We start from the raw sequence: 16,789 nt of genomic DNA, 5'->3' as shown, positions 1-16,789 counted from the left end.
ACCCCGACCCCGACGGAGCCGACCCCCCCGCCGCCCCCCCCCCCCCCCCCACCCCCCCCCACCCCCCCCCCCCCCCCCCCCCCGCGGCTCTTGGTGCTGTGCTTCTGTGCGGTGTTACGCGGTCAGGCAGACTTCCTGCTGTCCCGCGGGTGCACGGCGATGTTCATGGCTCCGGAGCGCAGAACCGCCAGCCTCTCGGCCAGCACCTCCTCCAGCTCCTCGCGGGTGCGCCGCTCCATGAGCATGTCCCAGTGCGTGCGCGCCGGCTTGCCCTTCTTCTCTTCGGGGCCATCCCCGTCCACCAGGAGTGCCTGGGCGCCGCACGCCTTGCACTCCCACTCCGGCGGAATCTCTGCCTCTACCGAGAACGGCATCTCGAATCGATGTCCGTTCTGGCATGCGTACTCCACCGCCTGGCGCGGGGCCAGATCGATGCCGCGGTCCGTCTCGTAGCTGGTAACCACAAGTCGCGTGCCGCGGAGAGCTCGCTCACTCATGAATCGTGCCTCCCGGGCTTGTCGCCCACAGGACAAAATGTCGCTGTCGTCGTCATCCGGTCAACGTCCGGTCGGCGGTAAAGATTCCCGTTGCCGGTCACGCGTCGCCCGTCGTGCCGCTGCCTTGTCTGGGTTGAGTACCCGCCCATGCCCGGTTTGTCACCTCTGGTGGATGTTGTCACTCAACGGTTGAGCTGCTTCCACTGGAAGTAACGGTCCTCCGGGCAGGCCAAAGACGTATACTACCGCCCTTTGACTTCAACGTCTAAATCCGTTCCGGCACGGGGTTGCCCGCGGCTTCCACCGCACGCCTCACCGGGACCCGCGCGAGCAGCGCCGCGCCGAGCGCGAAGAACACGATCAGCGAGATGATCGCGTCCCGGTAGCTGCCGGTCAGCTGGTACGCCAGGCCGAACACCAGGGGCCCCAGCCAGCTCAGTCCGCGGTCGCTCAACTCGTACGCGGAGAAGTACTCCGCCTCCTTGCCGCGCGGTACCAGATGCGAGAACAGCGACCGCGACAGGGCCTGGCTGCCGCCCAGTACCAAGCCGATCGCCGCGGCCAGAAGGAAGAAGAACGCCGGAGCGTCGGCGGGCAGCAGATAGGCGGAGATCAGAATGAGGGTCCAGATCACCAGCGATCCCACAATGGTGCGCTTCGCGCCGTGCGTCCGGGCGAGCCGCCCCATGCCGAGCGCCCCCGCCACCGCCAGGATCTGCACCAGCAGCACAGCGACGATCAGCGTCGTCTGATCCAGGCCCAGCTCCTGGGAGCCGTACAGCGAGGCCTGCGAGATCACCGTCTGGATCCCGTCGTTGTAGATGAGGTAGGCCAGCAGGAAGGAGAGTGTCAGCGGGTGTCGCCGCATGTCGCGCAGGGTTGCCCTCAGCTGCTGCCACCCGGATCCGACCGCGCCCTCGCCGCCCGGCGGGATCCGGCGGTCGCGCAGCCGGCGCAGCGGCACGAGGGTGAACGCGCCCCACCACACACCGGCCGACGCGAGGCAGATCCGCACCGCCTCGGAATCCGACAGGCCGAAGGACTCGTGGCCGGTGTACAGGATCAGGTTGAGGACCAGGACGATGGCGCCCGAGGTGTAGCCGAAGGCCCAGCCGCGCGAGGAGACCGCGTCGCGCTCCTCCGGCCCGGCGATCTGCGGCAGATAGGCGTTGTACAGGACCATCGACACGGAGATCGAGGCGTTCGCCACGATCAGCAGGAACGCGCCCAGCAGATAGCGGTGACCGTCCAGGAAGAACATCCCCGCCGTCGCCGCGGCCCCCGTGTAGGCGGCCGCCGCCAGCAGCGGCTTCTTGCGACCCGTACGGTCCGCCGCCGCGCCCACGAGGGGCATCAGCACGACGGCCACCACGATGGACGCCGAGACGGAGTACGCGAACAGCGAGCCCGCGCGCACGGGTATGCCCAGCGGGTGCACGAACCCTTCGGGATCCGCCGCCGCCTTGGCGATCTCCGTCAGATACGGACCCAGGAAGACGGTCAGCACGCTGGTGGAGTAGACGGAGCACGCGAAGTCGTAGAAGTACCAGCCGTGCTGCTCGCGCCTGCGGGCGGCCGCCGTCCCGCCGTCCGGCGGCCGCCCGGACGGATCGGCCTTCCCTGTGGTCCCGGTGCTCACGCCGCGTCCCCTCGGTCATCCCCTGCGGACGCGGACGTACCGGGCGTCAGGACCAGGCCCCCCGCTCGCTCAGCACCGTACGCAGCGTCTCGATGTGATCGGTCATGATGCCATCCACGCCGAGGTCCAGGAGCGCCGCCATCCGCTCCGGTTCGTTCACCGTCCAGACGTGCACCTGGAGCCCGAGCGCGTGCACCGTGCGGACGAAGCGGGCGTCCACCACCGGGATGCCGCCCTGCCGTTCCGGGACCTGGGCGCAGACGGCGCCCGCGCGCAGCGGCGAGGGAAGCCCGTACGAACGCAGACGCAGCGCCAGGACCCCGCGCACCCCGTACGACGTGGCCAGGCGGGGGCCTGCCAGGCGGTGGGCGCGGGCCACCCGGGCCTCCGAGAACGAGCCGACGCATACCCGGTCCCAGGCGTCGGTGCGGCGGATCAGGCCGAGCAGGGGCTTCAGCGCCGATTCGGCCTTCAGGTCCACGTTCCAGCGGGCCTCCGGGAACTCCTCCAGCAGCTCCTCGAGGAGCGGGAGCGGTTCGCTGCCCCCGACCCGGGCCCGGCGCACCTCGCTCCAGGGCAGTGCGGAGATCCGGCCCCGGGCGTCGGTGACCCGGTCCAGCGTCGCGTCGTGGAAGGCGACCAGCCGGCCGTCCGCCGTGGTGTGCACATCGGTCTCGAAGTAGCGGTAGCCCGCGTCGGACGCCCGGCGGAAGGCGGTCGCGGTGTTCTCCACGCCGTCCGCCGCCCCGCCGCGATGGGCGAAGGCGATCGGCGTCGGATGGTCCAGATAGGGGTGGCTCGGATTCACTGCGGCAGTATGGCCTGCCCGGATGCCGGGTCGGCAACGGGCCCGGAACCGGCGGGCGGCGCGGTGGTGGACGGCTCGCCCGAGGCGACGGTGACACCGGTCCCGGCCGGTTCGGGGAGCGCGAACATCCGCAGGAAGAGCTGGGCCAGCGGGCCGATGGCCAGCGCGTACAGCACGGTGCCCGCCCCCAGCGACCCGCCCAGCAGGAATCCCGTCACCACGACCGCCACCTCGATCGCCGTACGGACCAGCCGGATGGAACGCCCGGTGACCCGGTTCAGCCCGGTCATCAGCCCGTCGCGCGGCCCCGGCCCGAACAGGGCCGCGATGTACAGCCCGGTCGCCACCCCGTTGAGCGCGATGCCCAGGACCATCACGGGAACGCGGAACCCGAGACCGTCCAGGTCGCCGACCACGGCGAGCGTCCCGTCCATCGCGAGCCCCACCACGAAGACGTTCGAGACCGTGCCGAGCCCCGGCCGCTGGCGCAGCGGGATCCACAGCAGCAGCACCACCGCGCCGATGATGATCGACACCACGCCGATCGACAGACCGGTCAGCTCCGCGAGGCCCTGGTGCAGCACACCCCACGGCTCCAGGCCCAGTTCGGCCCGGACCAGGAGGGCGGAACTCGCCCCGTACAGCGTCAGGCCGACGTACAGCTGGACCAGTCGCCGGGTGAGATGGGTGGTGCTCCGGCCGGTGGTCCTGGCCACGTTGTGCCCCCTGCTGTAGTGATAGTGGACTGCTTCATGCCACTCTGTGGCAGGGGATCGGTCACCAACTATGGCCAATTCGATGAAGGTGGACTGATTTTGATGGCGCAGTGGACATCGACTGTGGGAGCGGCCCAGCTCGCCCGGCAGCTCCGGTCGCAACAGGCCCGGCCCACCGGACCGGGCGGCCGCAAGCCGCCCGCCTACCGCGCGCTCGCCGACGGTGTGCGGCTGCTCGTCCTGGAGGGCCGGGTCCCGGTCGCCGCCCGGCTCCCCGCCGAACGCGAACTGGCGCTCGCCCTGGCCGTCAGCCGTACGACCGTCGCGGCCGCCTACGAGGCGCTGCGCGCCGAGGGCTTCCTGGAGTCCCGGCGCGGCGCCGGTAGCTGGACCGCCGTCCCGGCCGGAAACCCGCTGCCCGCCCGCGGCCTCGAACCGCTGCCGCCGGAGTCGCTCGGCTCGATGATCGACCTGGGCTGCGCGGCCCTGCCCGCGCCCGAGCCCTGGCTGACCCGCGCCGTCCAGGGGGCGCTGGAGGAGCTGCCGCCGTACGCCCACACGCACGGTGACTACCCGGCCGGACTGCCCGCCCTCCGGCAGATGATCGCCGACCGCTACACCGCGCTCGGCATCCCGACCATGCCCGAACAGATCATGGTCACCACCGGCGCGATGGGCGCCATCGACGCGATCTGTCACCTCTTCGCGGGCCGCGGCGAACGGATCGCGGTCGAGTCCCCCAGTTACGCCAACATCCTTCAGCTGATGCGCGAGACGGGCGCCCGCCTCGTTCCGGTCGCGATGGAGGAGGGGCTCGACGGCTGGGACATGAACCGCTGGCGTCAGGTGCTGCGGGACGCCGCGCCCCGGCTCGCCTATGTGGTGGCCGACTTCCACAACCCCACCGGCGCGCTCGCCGACGAGCAGCAGCGCCGGGACCTGGTGGACGCGGCCCGGTCCGCCGGAACGGTCCTGGTCGTCGACGAGACCATGAACGAACTCCGCCTGGACGCCGACATCGACATGCCGCGCCGCGTCTGCGCCTTCGATCCGGCGGGCAGCACGGTCCTGACCGTCGGATCGGCGAGCAAGGCCTTCTGGGCCGGAATGCGCATCGGCTGGGTGCGCGCGGCCCCCGACGTCATCCGCAGCCTGGTCGCCGCCCGCGCCTACGCCGACATGGGCACCCCCGTCCTGGAACAGCTCGCGATCAACTGGCTCATGGGCACGGGAGGCTGGGAGCAGGCCGTAGAGGTCCGGCGGAGCCAGGCGCGGGAGAACCGGGACTCCCTGGTCGCGGCGGTGCGCCGGGAACTGCCGGACTGGGAGTTCGCCGTGCCGCGCGGCGGTCTGACGCTGTGGGTACGCACCGGGGGCCTCTCCGGATCACGGCTGGCGGTGGCGGGCGAACGGGTCGGTGTCCGGGTGCCGTCGGGCCCCCGCTTCGGGGTCGACGGGGCCTTCGAGGGATACGTACGGCTGCCGTTCACGGTCAGCGGGCCGGTCGCCGACGAGGCGGCCGTACGGCTGGCCGCGGCGGCCGACCTCGTGCGCTCCGGGGCGGGTGCGGGTGCCGACGCCCCGCGCAGCTTCGTGGCCTGAGGTCTTCCGGGCCCTCGCGGAGCGGCAAACGCCCGCGGGCGGGAAGCGGACCGCCGACGGTCCGCTTCCCGCCCGCGGCGGCGTGTCGGTGCTCCCCGCTCAGCTCTCGGCGCCCGCCGCCCGCGCCTGTGCCAGCGGCTCGGACGGCCCGGCCTCGGCGGCCATCGCCTCGACCGGGACGGCCTCCACCGGGCGGGCCGCGCCTTCCACCGCCACGGGGAACCGCTCCGTCGCGGGCCCCTCGCCGGCGGGCTCCCTCCTCGGAGCCTCCTCCATCGGGGGGTACCGGTCGGGCAGCAGGCCGAGCACCGCCTGCCGGTGCGTTTCGCCGGTGGTGTCGTCGTACGGGTCCGGAGTGGCGGGCACCTGGAGCCGCAGGACCGGGCCCGCGCCGAGGCGGACGTAACCGCGTCCCGGGGGGACCTCGGGCGGCGGAGTGGTGTGCGGTTCGGCGCCGAGGACGGCCTCGATCTGCTCACGGCAGGCCGGCCCGAGGACCACGCGGGCGCGGGTGTGGGTCCGTACGGTCTCGGTGAGGGTGTCCAGCGTGTCGAACTGCTCGGCCAGCACGACCGTGACCTGGGCGGCCCTGCCGTGCCGCAGCGGGATCCGGAGCAGCTCCAGTGGGTCGGGCCTGCCGTCCGCCGCCGCGAGATGCCCCAGGGCGCCGGGGCGGTCCAGCAGGATCCACAGCGGGCGCCGGATGTCGTCCGGCACCCGGTGGCCGCTCTGCCGGGCCCGGTTGGCGGCGATCAGCCGGCGCTCCGTCTCGTGCGCCGCCCACTCCAGCGTGGCCAGCGCCCCGCCGAGGCCGGACTCCACGGCGAGGACGCCGCTGCGCCCGGCGAGGGCGCCGTACTCACCGGTGCCGCTGCCGTCGACGACGATGACGTCGCCGTCCCGGAGGGCCTGGAGGGCGATCGAGCGGACCAGGGTCGTGATGCCGCCGCCGGGCTGTCCGACGGCCAGCAGGTGCGGTTCGGTGGAACGGCCGCCGGTCCGCCAGACCACGGGCGAGGCGTCCACCGTCAGGTCGCCGTCGCGCACGGGGACGGTGCGCGAGACGGCGTCCGGGTCGGTGAAGCCGAGCACCGTCTCGCCGGGGGCGGTCACGAAGCGCTGGGCGGTGATCGTCGTGGGGAGCGCGTCCAGCACGGTCATGACGAGACGGTTGGCCTCCTCGTCCCAGCCGAAGTGGTACTCGCGGCCCCGGCCGGACTTGGTGTGGAGCAACTGCTCGATCCGGGAGCGGGCGGCCGCCTCGCCGTCCGTGAAGTACGCGGGGTAGGAGACCCGCAGGCGGGTGAGCCGCCCGTCGGCGTCGAAGGCGTACCCGTCGAAGGCCTTCGCCCAGTCGCCGCCGTGGGCGAACAGCGGATCGGGGTCCTCCGCCGTCGAGAAGTACGGCACGAGCGCCTCGTACAGCGACCGCAGGCGCGCGGTCTCCGCGTCGTCGGGCCCGGTTCTCACCGGGGTCCGCTCCCGCCCCTTCCACGCGGCAGCGCCCATCACCGTGATCAGGGCTGTGATCGGCCCGTAGGGGACGAGCGCCACCACCAGCACGCAGGCCACGCCGAGGAACAGCTGGGGACCACGCCGCTCCTTGGGCGTCGCGACCCACTTCCGCCGGCCGGACACGGCCAGCAGTCGCAGTCCGCGGACCACGGTGATCAGCGGATGGAGGACATCGGTGGCACTGTCGGCGGCCGTGCGCGCGATCTCTCTGCCGCGAGTGATCGAAGCGCTGCCGCTGCTCAGAATGCGGGGGAGTGGTCGCCGGGCCACGTCGGTCTCCTGAAGGGGTGGGAGCGGTTGCGGAGCGTCAGAACTTGATCCCGCCCAGCAGGCCGGCGAGGCTCGCCCCGCCCGCCGTGATGCTCGGTGCGATGGCGGTGCCGGCCAGGTAGAAGCCGAACAGGGCGCAGACGATGGCGTGGGAGGCCTTGAGCCCGTCCTTCTTGAAGAACAGGAAGACGACGATGGCGAGCAGTACCACGCCCGAGATGGAAAGGATCATGATCGGTTCTCTCCTGGTTGAGGGGGACAGTCACCATGAGTCCTTCCAGGATCACGAGAAGTATCTATATGATAAAAGGTGCAATCGGGTGAATATTCCCCGCTTTCACTTGACCGGCCCACAGAAGTCGGCTCCCGGGGAGCGGCATCACCTCGTCCGTGCCGGGCAGGATCAGCCGCGGTGATCCCTTGCCGTATCCGGGCCGGGTCATGTCGGTCCGGGAGCAGTACCCTGTCGATTCACTCGTACGGTCCCGTGCCGTACTCCCCACCAGGTCAACCGCGGCGGTGACAGCCGTGACAGCAGTCAAGGAAGGCGGTCCGTCCGATGAGCGAAACCCCTGATCCCGAGGTGGTCGAGCTGGCGACCAAGGTCTTCGACCTGGCCCGCACCGGCGACACCGAGGCGCTCACCGCGTACGTCGAGGCCGGAGTCCCCGCCAACCTCACCAACGACCGGGGCGACACGCTGCTCATGCTCGCCGCCTACCACGGGCACGCCGGGACGGTCGCCGCCCTCGTCGCCCGTGAGGCCGACCCGGACCGGGCCAACGACCGGGGGCAGACCCCGCTGGCCGGAGCCGTCTTCAAGGGCGAGGACGCCGTCATCGACGCGCTGCTCGCAGCCGGCGCCGACCCGGCCGCCGGAACGCCGTCCGCGCTGGACACGGCCCGGATGTTCGGCAAGTCCGACCTGCTGGAACGCTTCGGTGCCCGGTAGCACGCCGGTGGACTGCCCCCTGGGCGCGTCCGCCGTGGGCTCTGCTGACCGGTCCGTCGTAAATGTGGTCGCGGTGGCGAAATGGCTGGGTCATCATGACGTCGCGGGCCCGCTGAGGGCCACCGACGAGAGGCAGAGGAAGATGCTCTTCACCAGGCGAAAGACGGCGGTCGGCCGATCATGTCACTGCGCGGCGTAACGGTGTCCCCCGGACACCCCCGCGTGCCGAGAGGCGCGGGGCACTGCACAGTCCCGGTTGCGTCGACAGCTTGATGTGAGGCTTTCTCCCATGTTCGATCCGTTCATAGCGCCGAGCGGCACCCTGCTCGGCCTGTTGCAGAGGGGCCGCGGCGACGGCACGCTCCACGCGCTCGCCGCACCGCGCCCCGAGGCCCTCGCGGCTCTCAACCACTGCGTCGTGAGCGACCCCCGTCACGACTGGCAGGTGGAGAACCGCTCCCTCTACTACGCGCGCCTCTACCTCGACCTCGACGGCGGTATCGAGGAGATCGAGCGACACCTCGCCGATCCCGACGACCCCATCGATACCGACGACTCCCGGACGGGGCTGGCGCTGTCCGTCCTCGGCCACCTCGCCTCCTACGGACGCGACGACGCCCTGGCCCTGCTCCGCCGCTACGCGGCGACCGGCGCCAACTGGGCCTGGGCCCTGGACGAACTCGCCCTGCGCGACGACGACGCGGGCCTGCGCTCCCTCGCGCTGCCCGTCCTCGCCCGCTTCCCGGCCACCGACCAGGGTTCGGCCGACCTCGCCGCCGCCGTACGGGACTCGTTCGAGCCGCGCCCCTGGCGGCTGTGGGCCGACGACCCGCGCGCGGCGATCGGCGCCCGGGTCAGGGCCGCCGGCGAACAGGGCTCGTTCGACCGATGGCAACGCCAGATGCGCCCCGGGGGTCCCCGCCCCGGCTGGAGCGTCCAGGCCGTCTTCGACTGGGCCCAGCAAGCCCTGGAACGCGGCAGCGAACTGCACGTCCCCGCGGCCCGCTGCCTCTCCGCCGTCGCCGGACCCGACGACCTGCCCCAGATCGTCGAGGCCGCCCGCAGCGGCCCCGAAGGCGCCCGCTGTGCCGCTCTGCACTACCTCGCGGAGGCGGGCGACCCCGCCGTCCTCGACCTCATCGAGGCCGCCGCCGTCAGCCCCGCCCGCACCGTCGCCGACACGGCCATCGCCGCCTTCGAGCGGATGACCTGCGACGACGCCGTGGAACGGGCCCGGCGCTGGGCCCACCGCCCCGATTCCCTCGGGGCCTCGGCCGCCGGGGTGCTCGCCTGCCGAGGCACCGCCCAGGACGCTCCCCAAGTCCTCGGCGCGCTGCGGGAGGCCGTACGCGGCGACGGACCCGACGCCCCCCGGCTGTGGACCCTGGTCGACGGAGCGGGCCGCCTCGGCATCGCCTGCGCCGCGCCCGTGCTGCGCCACGTCTACCGCGAGACGTCCTCCTCGCACCTGCGGGGCAGGTCCGCCCGCTCCCTGGCCGCCACCGACCCGTCCTTCGCGACCGGGTTCGCGGTGGAGTGCCTCTGGGACTGCGAGGAGACCACCCGCGAGGTGGCCGCCCTGCACGCCGAGACCGGAGACATCCGCGTCGCCGAACGGCTGCGCTGCCTCGCCGCCGACCCGGCCGAGGAGGCCGAGGTCCAGACGGCGGTACGGAGCCGGATCGGGCCGGACGCACCGGCCCTCTGAACGCGGGAGGCCAAGGGCCCGCGAGGACGCGGGAGCCCGGGAGGAGGGGCGTTGTCAGACCCTCCTCCTAGGCTTTCCCCATGGACATCAACGAGTGGTGGGGGCTCGTCGAACGGGCTCGCGACGCGGCCGGGGACAGGGCGGACGACCGGGACCCGCCCGACGACCCCCTGCCCGGAGCCCTGACCGACGTGCTGGCGGCCCTGGAGCCGGAGCGGATCGCCGCCTTCGCCGTCACAGCGGTGGACGTGACCCGGTCCGCCTACCGGTGGCCCCTGTGGAACGCGGCCTACCTCATCGAGGGCGGCTGCGGCGACGACGGGTTCATGGACTTCCGCGACGGGCTCGCCCTGCTCGGGCGGGAGACCTTCACCCGGGCGGTGGCCGACCCCGACTCCCTGGCCGGACTGCCGGTGGTGATCCGGATGAGCCAGGGGGAGAGCGGGTGGATCGGATACGAGTCGCTACACGTCCCGGTCGCCGAGGCCTACCGACGCCTCCGGGGCGAGAGCGCCACCCTCGACGCCGCCGTGGAAGCGGCGCTGCGCGACCGCGTACACCCGGCGGACCCGGCGGGCGAGAGCTGGGACGCCGAGGACGCCGACGCGAACCGCCGCCGGCTGCCCCGGCTGGCAGCGCTCTTCCAGGACTGAGTCCCCTACGGACGCTGCGCCCCTGCGAGAGCGCGGACGCGGGCACAGAATGGCGCCATGACCGGACGCTGGGAGTTCTGGATCGACCGGGGCGGCACCTTCACCGATGTGGTGGGCCGCCACCCCGACGGACGCCTGATCACCCGCAAGCTCCTCTCCCATGACCCCGACCGCTACGACGACGCGGCCGTCGCCGGAATCCGGCTGCTCCTCGGCCTGGAGCCGGGCGAACCGGTGCCCGCCGACCGGGTCGCAGCCGTCCGGATGGGCACCACCGTCGCCACCAACGCCCTGCTGGAACGGCGGGGCGAGCCGACGGTGCTGCTGATCACCGAAGGATTCCGGGACGCGCTGCGGATCGCGTACCAGAACCGGCCCCGCCTCTTCGACCGGCACATCGTCCTGCCCGAGTCCGTCCACGAGCGCGTGATCGAGGTCCCCGAACGCCTCGACGCCCACGGCCGCACCGTACGCCCCCTGGAGCTCGGCCCCGTACGCGAACAGCTGCGCGCCGCCCACGCCGACGGTCTGCGCAGCGCCGCCGTCGTCCTGATGCACGGCTACCGCCACCCCGCCCACGAACGGGCCGTCGCCGAAGCGGCCCGTGAGGCGGGCTTCACCCAGGTCAGCAGCTCCCACGAGGTCAGTCCGCTGATCAGGCTCGTCCCTCGCGGCGACACCACGGTCGTCGACGCCTACCTCTCACCCGTCCTCGGCCGGTACGTCGACGAGGTCGCCGCCCGCCTCGACGGGATCCGGCTGATGTTCCTCCAGTCCAACGGAGGTCTGCGCGAAGCCGCCCACTTCCGCGGCAAGGACGCCGTCCTCTCCGGTCCGGCCGGCGGTGTCGTCGGCATGGTCCGCACCTCGCTGCGGGCGGGATACGACCGCGTCATCGGGTTCGACATGGGCGGCACCTCCACCGACGTCTCCCACTACGCCGGCGCGTTCGAACGGGAACTGGGTACCGAGGTCGCCGGGGTCCGGATGCGCGCCCCGATGATGAGCATCCACACCGTCGCGGCCGGCGGAGGTTCCGTCCTGCACTTCGACGGCAGCCGCTACCGCGTCGGACCCGACTCGGCCGGGGCCCACCCCGGCCCCGCCTGCTACCGCCGGGGCGGCCCCCTCACCGTCACCGACGCCAACGTCATGCTCGGCCGGGTCCAGCCCGCCCACTTCCCGGCGGTCTTCGGCGAGGGCGGCGGCCTCCCGCTCGACGCCGACCTGGTACGGACGCGGTTCGCGGCGCTCGCCGACGAGGTGGGGCGCGCCACCGGGCGGCGACCGGACGAGGCGGAAGTGGCGTCGGGCTTCCTGGAGATCGCCGTGCTCAACATGGCAGGTGCCGTCAAGAAGATCTCCGTACAGCGCGGCCACGACATCACCCGCTATGCCCTCACCGGCTTCGGCGGCGCGGGCGGCCAGCACGTCTGCGCGGTCGCCGACGCCCTGGGAATCGGTACGGTCCTCGTCCCCCCGCTCGCCGGGGTGCTCTCCGCGTACGGCATCGGCCTGGCCGACGCCACCGCGATGCGCGAGCAGTCGGTGGAGGAGGAACTCGACGCGGCCTCCCGGGAGCGCGTGGAGAGGCTCTGCGTGGAGCTGGCCGACCGTACCCGCGAAGCCCTGCGCGCCGACGGAACGCCGGACTCCGCGATCACCACCCGATCCCGCGTCCTGCTGCGGTACGCGGGGACGGACGCGGCGCTCCCGGTGGACCTGGACACGGAGACCGCCATGGCCGAGGCGTTCGCCGCCGACCACCGGGCCCGGTTCGGCTTCACGATGGACAAGCCCGTCGTCATCGAGACGGCCACGGTGGAAGCCACCGGAGCCACCGGCACGACCGGCGATGCCGCGACCGCCGCCGTGCCGAGGCCCCGCGACACCCCGCCGCGCCCGGTCGGCACCGTGGACCTGTACGCCGAGGGGCGATGGCGGCGGGCCCCGCTGTACCGCCGGACCGATCTGCGCCCCACCGACACCATCGCCGGGCCCGCGATCGTCGCCGAGGACGACGCCACCACCGTCGTCGACCCCGGCTGGGCGGCCGAGGCCGGCCCGGCCGGGCACCTTGTCCTCACCCGCAGCCGCCCCCGGCCCGAACGCACCGCCGTCGGCACCCGGGTGGACCCGGTGATGCTGGAGGTCTTCAACAACCTCTTCATGTCGATCGCCGAGCAGATGGGCGTCCGGCTGGAGAACACCGCCCACTCGGTCAACATCAAGGAGCGCCTCGACTTCTCCTGCGCCCTGTTCGACGCCGAGGGCAACCTGATCGCCAACGCCCCGCACATCCCGGTACACCTCGGCTCGATGGGCGAGTCGATCAAGGAGGTCCTGCGGCGCAACGAGGCGACCCTGCGCCCCGGCGACGTGTACGCCGTCAATGACCCGTACCACGGCGGCACCCACCTGCCCGATGTCACCGTGGTGACCCCCGTGTTCGACGAGGGCGAAGCAGGAGAGCCGGACCGCCTGCGCTTTCTGGTGGCCTCGCGCGGGCACCACGCCGAGATCGGCGGCATCACCCCCGGCTCCATGCCCGCCTTCAGCCGGACGATCCACGAGGAGGGCGTGCTCTTCGACAACTGGCCGCTCGTCCGCGACGGCCGGCTGCTGGAGGACGAGACCCGCGAACTCCTCACCTCCGCCCCGTACCCCTCCCGCGACCCGGACACCAACCTCGCCGACCTGCGCGCCCAGATCGCCGCCAACGAGAAGGGCATCGCCGAACTGCGGCGCATGACCGACCGGTTCGGCGCGGACGTCGTGGACGCCTACATGGGCCACGTCCAGGACAACGCCGAGGAGTCCGTACGCCGCATCGTCGCCGGACTGCACGACGGGCACTGCCGCTACGAGACCGACAGCGGGGCCCTCATCCAGGTACGGCTGACCGTCGACCGGGAGGCCCGCGACGCCCACCTCGACTTCACCGGAACCTCGCCCCAGCAGCCCGGCAACGCCAACGCGCCCCGGTCCGTCGTCATGGCCGCCGTCCTCTACGTCTTCCGCACCCTCGTCGGGGAGGACATCCCGCTCAACAGCGGCTGCCTCAAGCCCCTGGAGGTGACCATTGAGCCCGGGTCCATGCTCGACCCCGCCTACCCGGCAGCGACCGTCGCGGGCAACGTGGAGACCTCCCAGGCGGTCACCGGAGCCCTGTACGGAGCGATCGGCGGCCAGGCCGAGGGCTCCGGCACCATGAACAACCTCACCTTCGGCAACGACCACGTCCAGTACTACGAGACGATCGCCAGCGGATCGGGTGCGGGGGACGGCTTCGACGGAGCCGACGCCGTACAGACCCATATGACCAACTCCCGGCTCACCGACCCCGAGATCCTGGAGTGGCGGCTGCCCGCCCTGCTGGAGGGCTTCGCCGTCCGGGACGGCAGCGGGGGAGCGGGGCGGTGGCACGGCGGCGACGGCGTCGAGCGCCGCATCCGCTTCCTGGAACCGGTCACGGTCGCGCTGCTCTCCGGACACCGCCGCGTCCCGCCGTACGGAGCGGACGGCGGGGAACCGGGCGCGCTCGGGGAGCAGCACATCGAGCGGGCGGGAGGCGAAGTGGTCCCGCTGGAGGGCTGCGACACCGCCGAACTGGACGCCGGAGACGTGCTCGTGGTGCGCACACCGGGCGGTGGCGGCTACGGACCCGCACAGCACTCGGGCCCTGGCTCGGACCCGGTCGCATAAACGCCGTTTCGACCGTTGTCAGTGTGAGGACCTAATCTGTCCCACGTGACTTCGCCTGCCTCCCCGGACACCGCCTCGCCGCAGCTCAGCGCGGGGCCGCGGCCTGCCCCGGGCCCCGCCGCCGACGAGGGGCTCTCACGGCGGCTGCGCGCGCTCGCGTGCACGGCGCCGCTGCACGACCTCGACGTCCGCAAGGCGAATCTGGCCGGCGAGTACACGGTGTACGCCATGGCGGAGGTCGCCCTCGCCGCGATCGACCACGTCACGCTCAACATGGACTTCGACACCGGAGCCGACCACGACCAGATAGTGGCCAGACTGCTGCCCCGGGTCGGCGCCCAGGCCCCCGACCGCCCCGTCGCCGAGCATGAACGGGTCGCCCGCTGGGTCCTGGAGAACCTGATCAACGTCGGCAGCGTCGACCGCGGCTTCCGCGCGGTCTACGGCACCTTCGGTCCCGACGGGGTCTACGTCCGCCGGGACTACGACTTCAAACTCATCGAAGAGGTCCCGGGCTACGGCGGCACGGTCTACCTCCGCGCCACCGACGAAGCGGTCAACGTCCTGGTCGGCGCGCTGGACACCGACGTCACCAGCGCCCAGATCGCCGCCGAGGTCAAGCTGGAGGTCCTCATCAGCCGGGGCCGCCTCGCCGACGCCCAGCTCGCCGCCGAACAGGCCCGCTACCGCACCGTGCAGTACGCCGAGACCCTGCGCCGGACCTTGGAGGCCACCCGGCGCAACGTCCGCGCCGTCGACTGGCTCCACACCGTCCCGGACATGATCGCCGAGGCCCTGGACCACGTGGCCGACCGCTACCGCCACGAGAACGCGATCCTCACCAACATCCGCAAGGCACGCGACGAGGCCGAGGACCCCGAGCACAAGCGCCGGGCCGCCGAGCTGGTCGACATCGTCAAGGACTGCATCCGCCGCCACACCCAGCTCCAGTCCCGGCTCCTGGAGGCCGGCCCGCTCTTCCGCGCGGAGCAGGACCGGCAGGCCTTCGCCCCGCCCGCCGCCCACACGGGTCTCGACCTGTACGGGCAGCTCCTCGCCCCGCTCCTCCCGCTCCCCGTCGAGCAGTCCACCCGGGCCACCGACGCCTTCTTCGCCCACGGCACCGGACTGCGCACACCTACTTCCGTACGGGTCGGGGACCTGGTCGACCTGCTGCTCGCCCCGCCGCTGGAGCGCGATCACCTGGGCGCGGAGATGCCCGAGCCCGACCTCATCGCCACCCCCGACGACAGTCGGTTCAGCGAGAAGCAGCTCGCCCGGGCCATGACCCTGCTCGACCTGGAATTCGACGCCCCGCGCCGGCTGTCCGGACTGCTCGCCGAAGCCCGCGGCACCGGAGACACCGACCTGCCGTACCTGGTCGCCCTGCTCGCCGTACACGCCGCCAGCCCACCGGTCGGCACCGCCTACCGCCAGGGCGAACGACGCCTGCTGTTCGCCGTGGACGACGGGGCGCAGCTGGAGGACCCGGAGTTCGGCGGCGCCGACCTGATCGTGGGCACCGCTCTGCTGGACGCCGTCAGCATGGCCGCCGACCGGAAGGAGGCAACGTGACCGGCCCCGCCGCCTCCGTCATGAGCCGCCCCGCCGCTTCCGTCATGAGCCGCCCCGCGCCCTCCGCCGCGACCGTGTCCGCCCTCCTTCCGCACCCGCACGTCTTCCGTACCGAGGAGTCCCAGCCGTGAGCGACCACGACGCCGAGCACCCCGACGCGTGGACCGAGCCCTCCGCGTACGCCGGTCCCCCCACCCCGTACGCGGGCGGCTTCGCGCACCCGGGCGCCGTCGAGCCCGCCGGACAGCCGCCCGTCACCCCCGCCGACGCCGCCGACGCCGCCCGCCTGGTCTCCTTCGGGCTCCAGCCCAAGCTGCTGCCCGCCCGCGACGCCGAGTACGCCGACCTGCTGCGGCGCTACCGGGAGGAGAGCGCCTTCGCCCGGCTCGCCGACGCCGTCGCCACCGGTCTCGGCCTCATCGTCCTGGAGGTCTCCCCGCGCGCCGGAATGGCCGTGACGGCGGGCGAGGACTCCGTCTTCGCCGTCCGCATGGGCGACTACGCCCGCCGCGCCTCCTCCGACGCCGCCGACCGCTTCCTGCACGGCCTCGCCCACCTCGCCGTCGCCGCCCTGGCCTTCCCCCGCCCCGAGGACCTCGCCGACGACGCCTACATCGGCCGCATCACGGTCAACGGCGTCGACGCCTTCGTACGCCAGGCCTGCCGGCGACTGGAGGAGCGCGCCGAGGAACAGGGCGACAACACCGACCCGGCCAGCGACGCCCCCGGGCTCGAAGCCGGCTGGCGGGTCTACGCCCGTCGCAGCGCCACCGGCGCCACCAAGGACGCCCGCCGGCTCGCCGGATCCACCACCGGCATCATCGGCAAGGCCGTCGCCTTCCTCACCGACTCCGGCTTCCTCCAGCGCACCGGCGACGACGCGGGCGGCGCCTACCGCACCACCGCCCGCTATCAGCTCCAGGTCCGCGACATGGCGGGCGCCGCCGCCATGGCCGAACTGCTGGAGCTCGGCGTCGTCCCCGTCACCGACGGCTCCGCCACCCTGCTGCCGCCGCCCGACCCCGACAGCATGGAGCTGGCCGCCGACGCGGGCCTGCCCTTTCACTCCTGACCTTCCCTTCCTGACCTGACCGGCCGTTCCCGACCAGCCCGCCCCGCCCCGCTTCGCACCTGCCGCTCCGCCCCCGC

The 16,789-nt window shown here is 72.9% G+C and carries 14 protein-coding genes; 8 read left to right on the top strand and 6 right to left on the bottom strand.

What is annotated here, in order from left to right:
- Positions 1–122: 122 nt before the first annotated feature.
- The 4 genes from ACZ60Q_RS29680 to yczE all read right to left on the bottom strand — a co-directional run bounded on the left by ACZ60Q_RS29680 (position 123) and on the right by yczE (position 3,660).
- On the bottom strand, positions 123–497 hold the full coding sequence (locus ACZ60Q_RS29680) for an RNA polymerase-binding protein RbpA (protein WP_003959706.1): 375 nt from the start codon (positions 495–497) through the stop codon (positions 123–125).
- A gap of 265 nt (positions 498–762) precedes the next feature.
- The gene (locus tag ACZ60Q_RS29675) at positions 763–2,136 is read right to left on the bottom strand and encodes an MFS transporter (protein ID WP_469640633.1); all 1,374 of its coding nucleotides are present in this window, start codon (positions 2,134–2,136) and stop codon (positions 763–765) included.
- Between the two features lie 46 nt (positions 2,137–2,182).
- The gene (locus ACZ60Q_RS29670; protein WP_469640631.1) at positions 2,183–2,944 is read right to left on the bottom strand and encodes a glycerophosphodiester phosphodiesterase; all 762 of its coding nucleotides are present in this window, start codon (positions 2,942–2,944) and stop codon (positions 2,183–2,185) included.
- Complete coding sequence (yczE, locus tag ACZ60Q_RS29665; protein ID WP_469640629.1) at positions 2,941–3,660, bottom strand: membrane protein YczE; 720 nt, start codon at positions 3,658–3,660, stop codon at positions 2,941–2,943. Before yczE ends, ACZ60Q_RS29670 begins: the two co-directional genes overlap by 4 nt.
- A 102-nt stretch (positions 3,661–3,762) precedes the next feature.
- Between yczE and ACZ60Q_RS29660 the strand changes: the two genes are divergently transcribed.
- Positions 3,763–5,262 carry an SCO1417 family PLP biosynthesis transcription factor gene (locus ACZ60Q_RS29660; RefSeq protein ID WP_469640627.1) on the top strand — a complete coding sequence of 500 codons (1,500 nt, stop codon included), beginning with the start codon at positions 3,763–3,765 and terminating at the stop codon, positions 5,260–5,262.
- A 99-nt stretch (positions 5,263–5,361) separates the two neighbouring features.
- On the opposite strand, the gene ACZ60Q_RS29655 is transcribed toward ACZ60Q_RS29660, so the two are convergent.
- Both ACZ60Q_RS29655 and ACZ60Q_RS29650 read right to left on the bottom strand, forming a co-directional pair.
- Positions 5,362–7,047, bottom strand: a complete 1,686-nt coding sequence (locus tag ACZ60Q_RS29655) for a hypothetical protein (RefSeq protein WP_469640626.1) — start codon at positions 7,045–7,047, stop codon at positions 5,362–5,364.
- 37 nt (positions 7,048–7,084) lie between these two features.
- Positions 7,085–7,279, bottom strand: a complete 195-nt coding sequence (locus tag ACZ60Q_RS29650) for a hypothetical protein (protein ID WP_003970432.1) — start codon at positions 7,277–7,279, stop codon at positions 7,085–7,087.
- Positions 7,280–7,606: 327 nt separating this feature from the next.
- On the opposite strand from ACZ60Q_RS29650, the gene ACZ60Q_RS29645 reads away from it, so the two are divergent.
- From ACZ60Q_RS29645 to ACZ60Q_RS29615, 7 genes are all read left to right on the top strand, one after another.
- Complete coding sequence (locus ACZ60Q_RS29645; protein ID WP_398618816.1) at positions 7,607–7,999, top strand: ankyrin repeat domain-containing protein; 393 nt, start codon at positions 7,607–7,609, stop codon at positions 7,997–7,999.
- Positions 8,000–8,288: 289 nt separating this feature from the next.
- Positions 8,289–9,707: a HEAT repeat domain-containing protein gene (locus ACZ60Q_RS29640; protein WP_469640623.1), complete on the top strand. Its 1,419-nt coding sequence runs from the start codon at positions 8,289–8,291 to the stop codon at positions 9,705–9,707.
- A gap of 80 nt (positions 9,708–9,787) precedes the next feature.
- A complete protein-coding gene (locus ACZ60Q_RS29635; RefSeq protein WP_469640622.1) occupies positions 9,788–10,360 on the top strand; it encodes a DUF4240 domain-containing protein in 573 nt (190 codons plus the stop codon).
- Positions 10,361–10,417: 57 nt separating this feature from the next.
- The gene (locus tag ACZ60Q_RS29630) at positions 10,418–14,065 is read left to right on the top strand and encodes a hydantoinase B/oxoprolinase family protein (protein WP_469640620.1); all 3,648 of its coding nucleotides are present in this window, start codon (positions 10,418–10,420) and stop codon (positions 14,063–14,065) included.
- Between the two features lie 45 nt (positions 14,066–14,110).
- Entirely contained in the window at positions 14,111–15,640 is a 1,530-nt protein-coding gene (locus tag ACZ60Q_RS29625; protein WP_469640618.1) for a hypothetical protein, read from the top strand.
- Positions 15,637–15,771, top strand: coding sequence for a hypothetical protein (locus tag ACZ60Q_RS29620; RefSeq protein ID WP_469640617.1), 135 nt, complete (start codon positions 15,637–15,639; stop codon positions 15,769–15,771). Before ACZ60Q_RS29625 ends, ACZ60Q_RS29620 begins: the two co-directional genes overlap by 4 nt.
- Complete coding sequence (locus ACZ60Q_RS29615; protein ID WP_469640615.1) at positions 15,768–16,712, top strand: hypothetical protein; 945 nt, start codon at positions 15,768–15,770, stop codon at positions 16,710–16,712. The genes ACZ60Q_RS29620 and ACZ60Q_RS29615 overlap by 4 nt, the downstream gene beginning before the upstream one ends.
- The last annotated feature ends 77 nt before the right edge of the window (positions 16,713–16,789 follow it).

This window comes from Streptomyces sp. NPDC104313 (assembly GCF_055583985.1).
The sequence above is the reverse complement of the archived record's forward strand: the minus strand, read 5'-3'. Positions and strand labels throughout refer to the sequence as shown.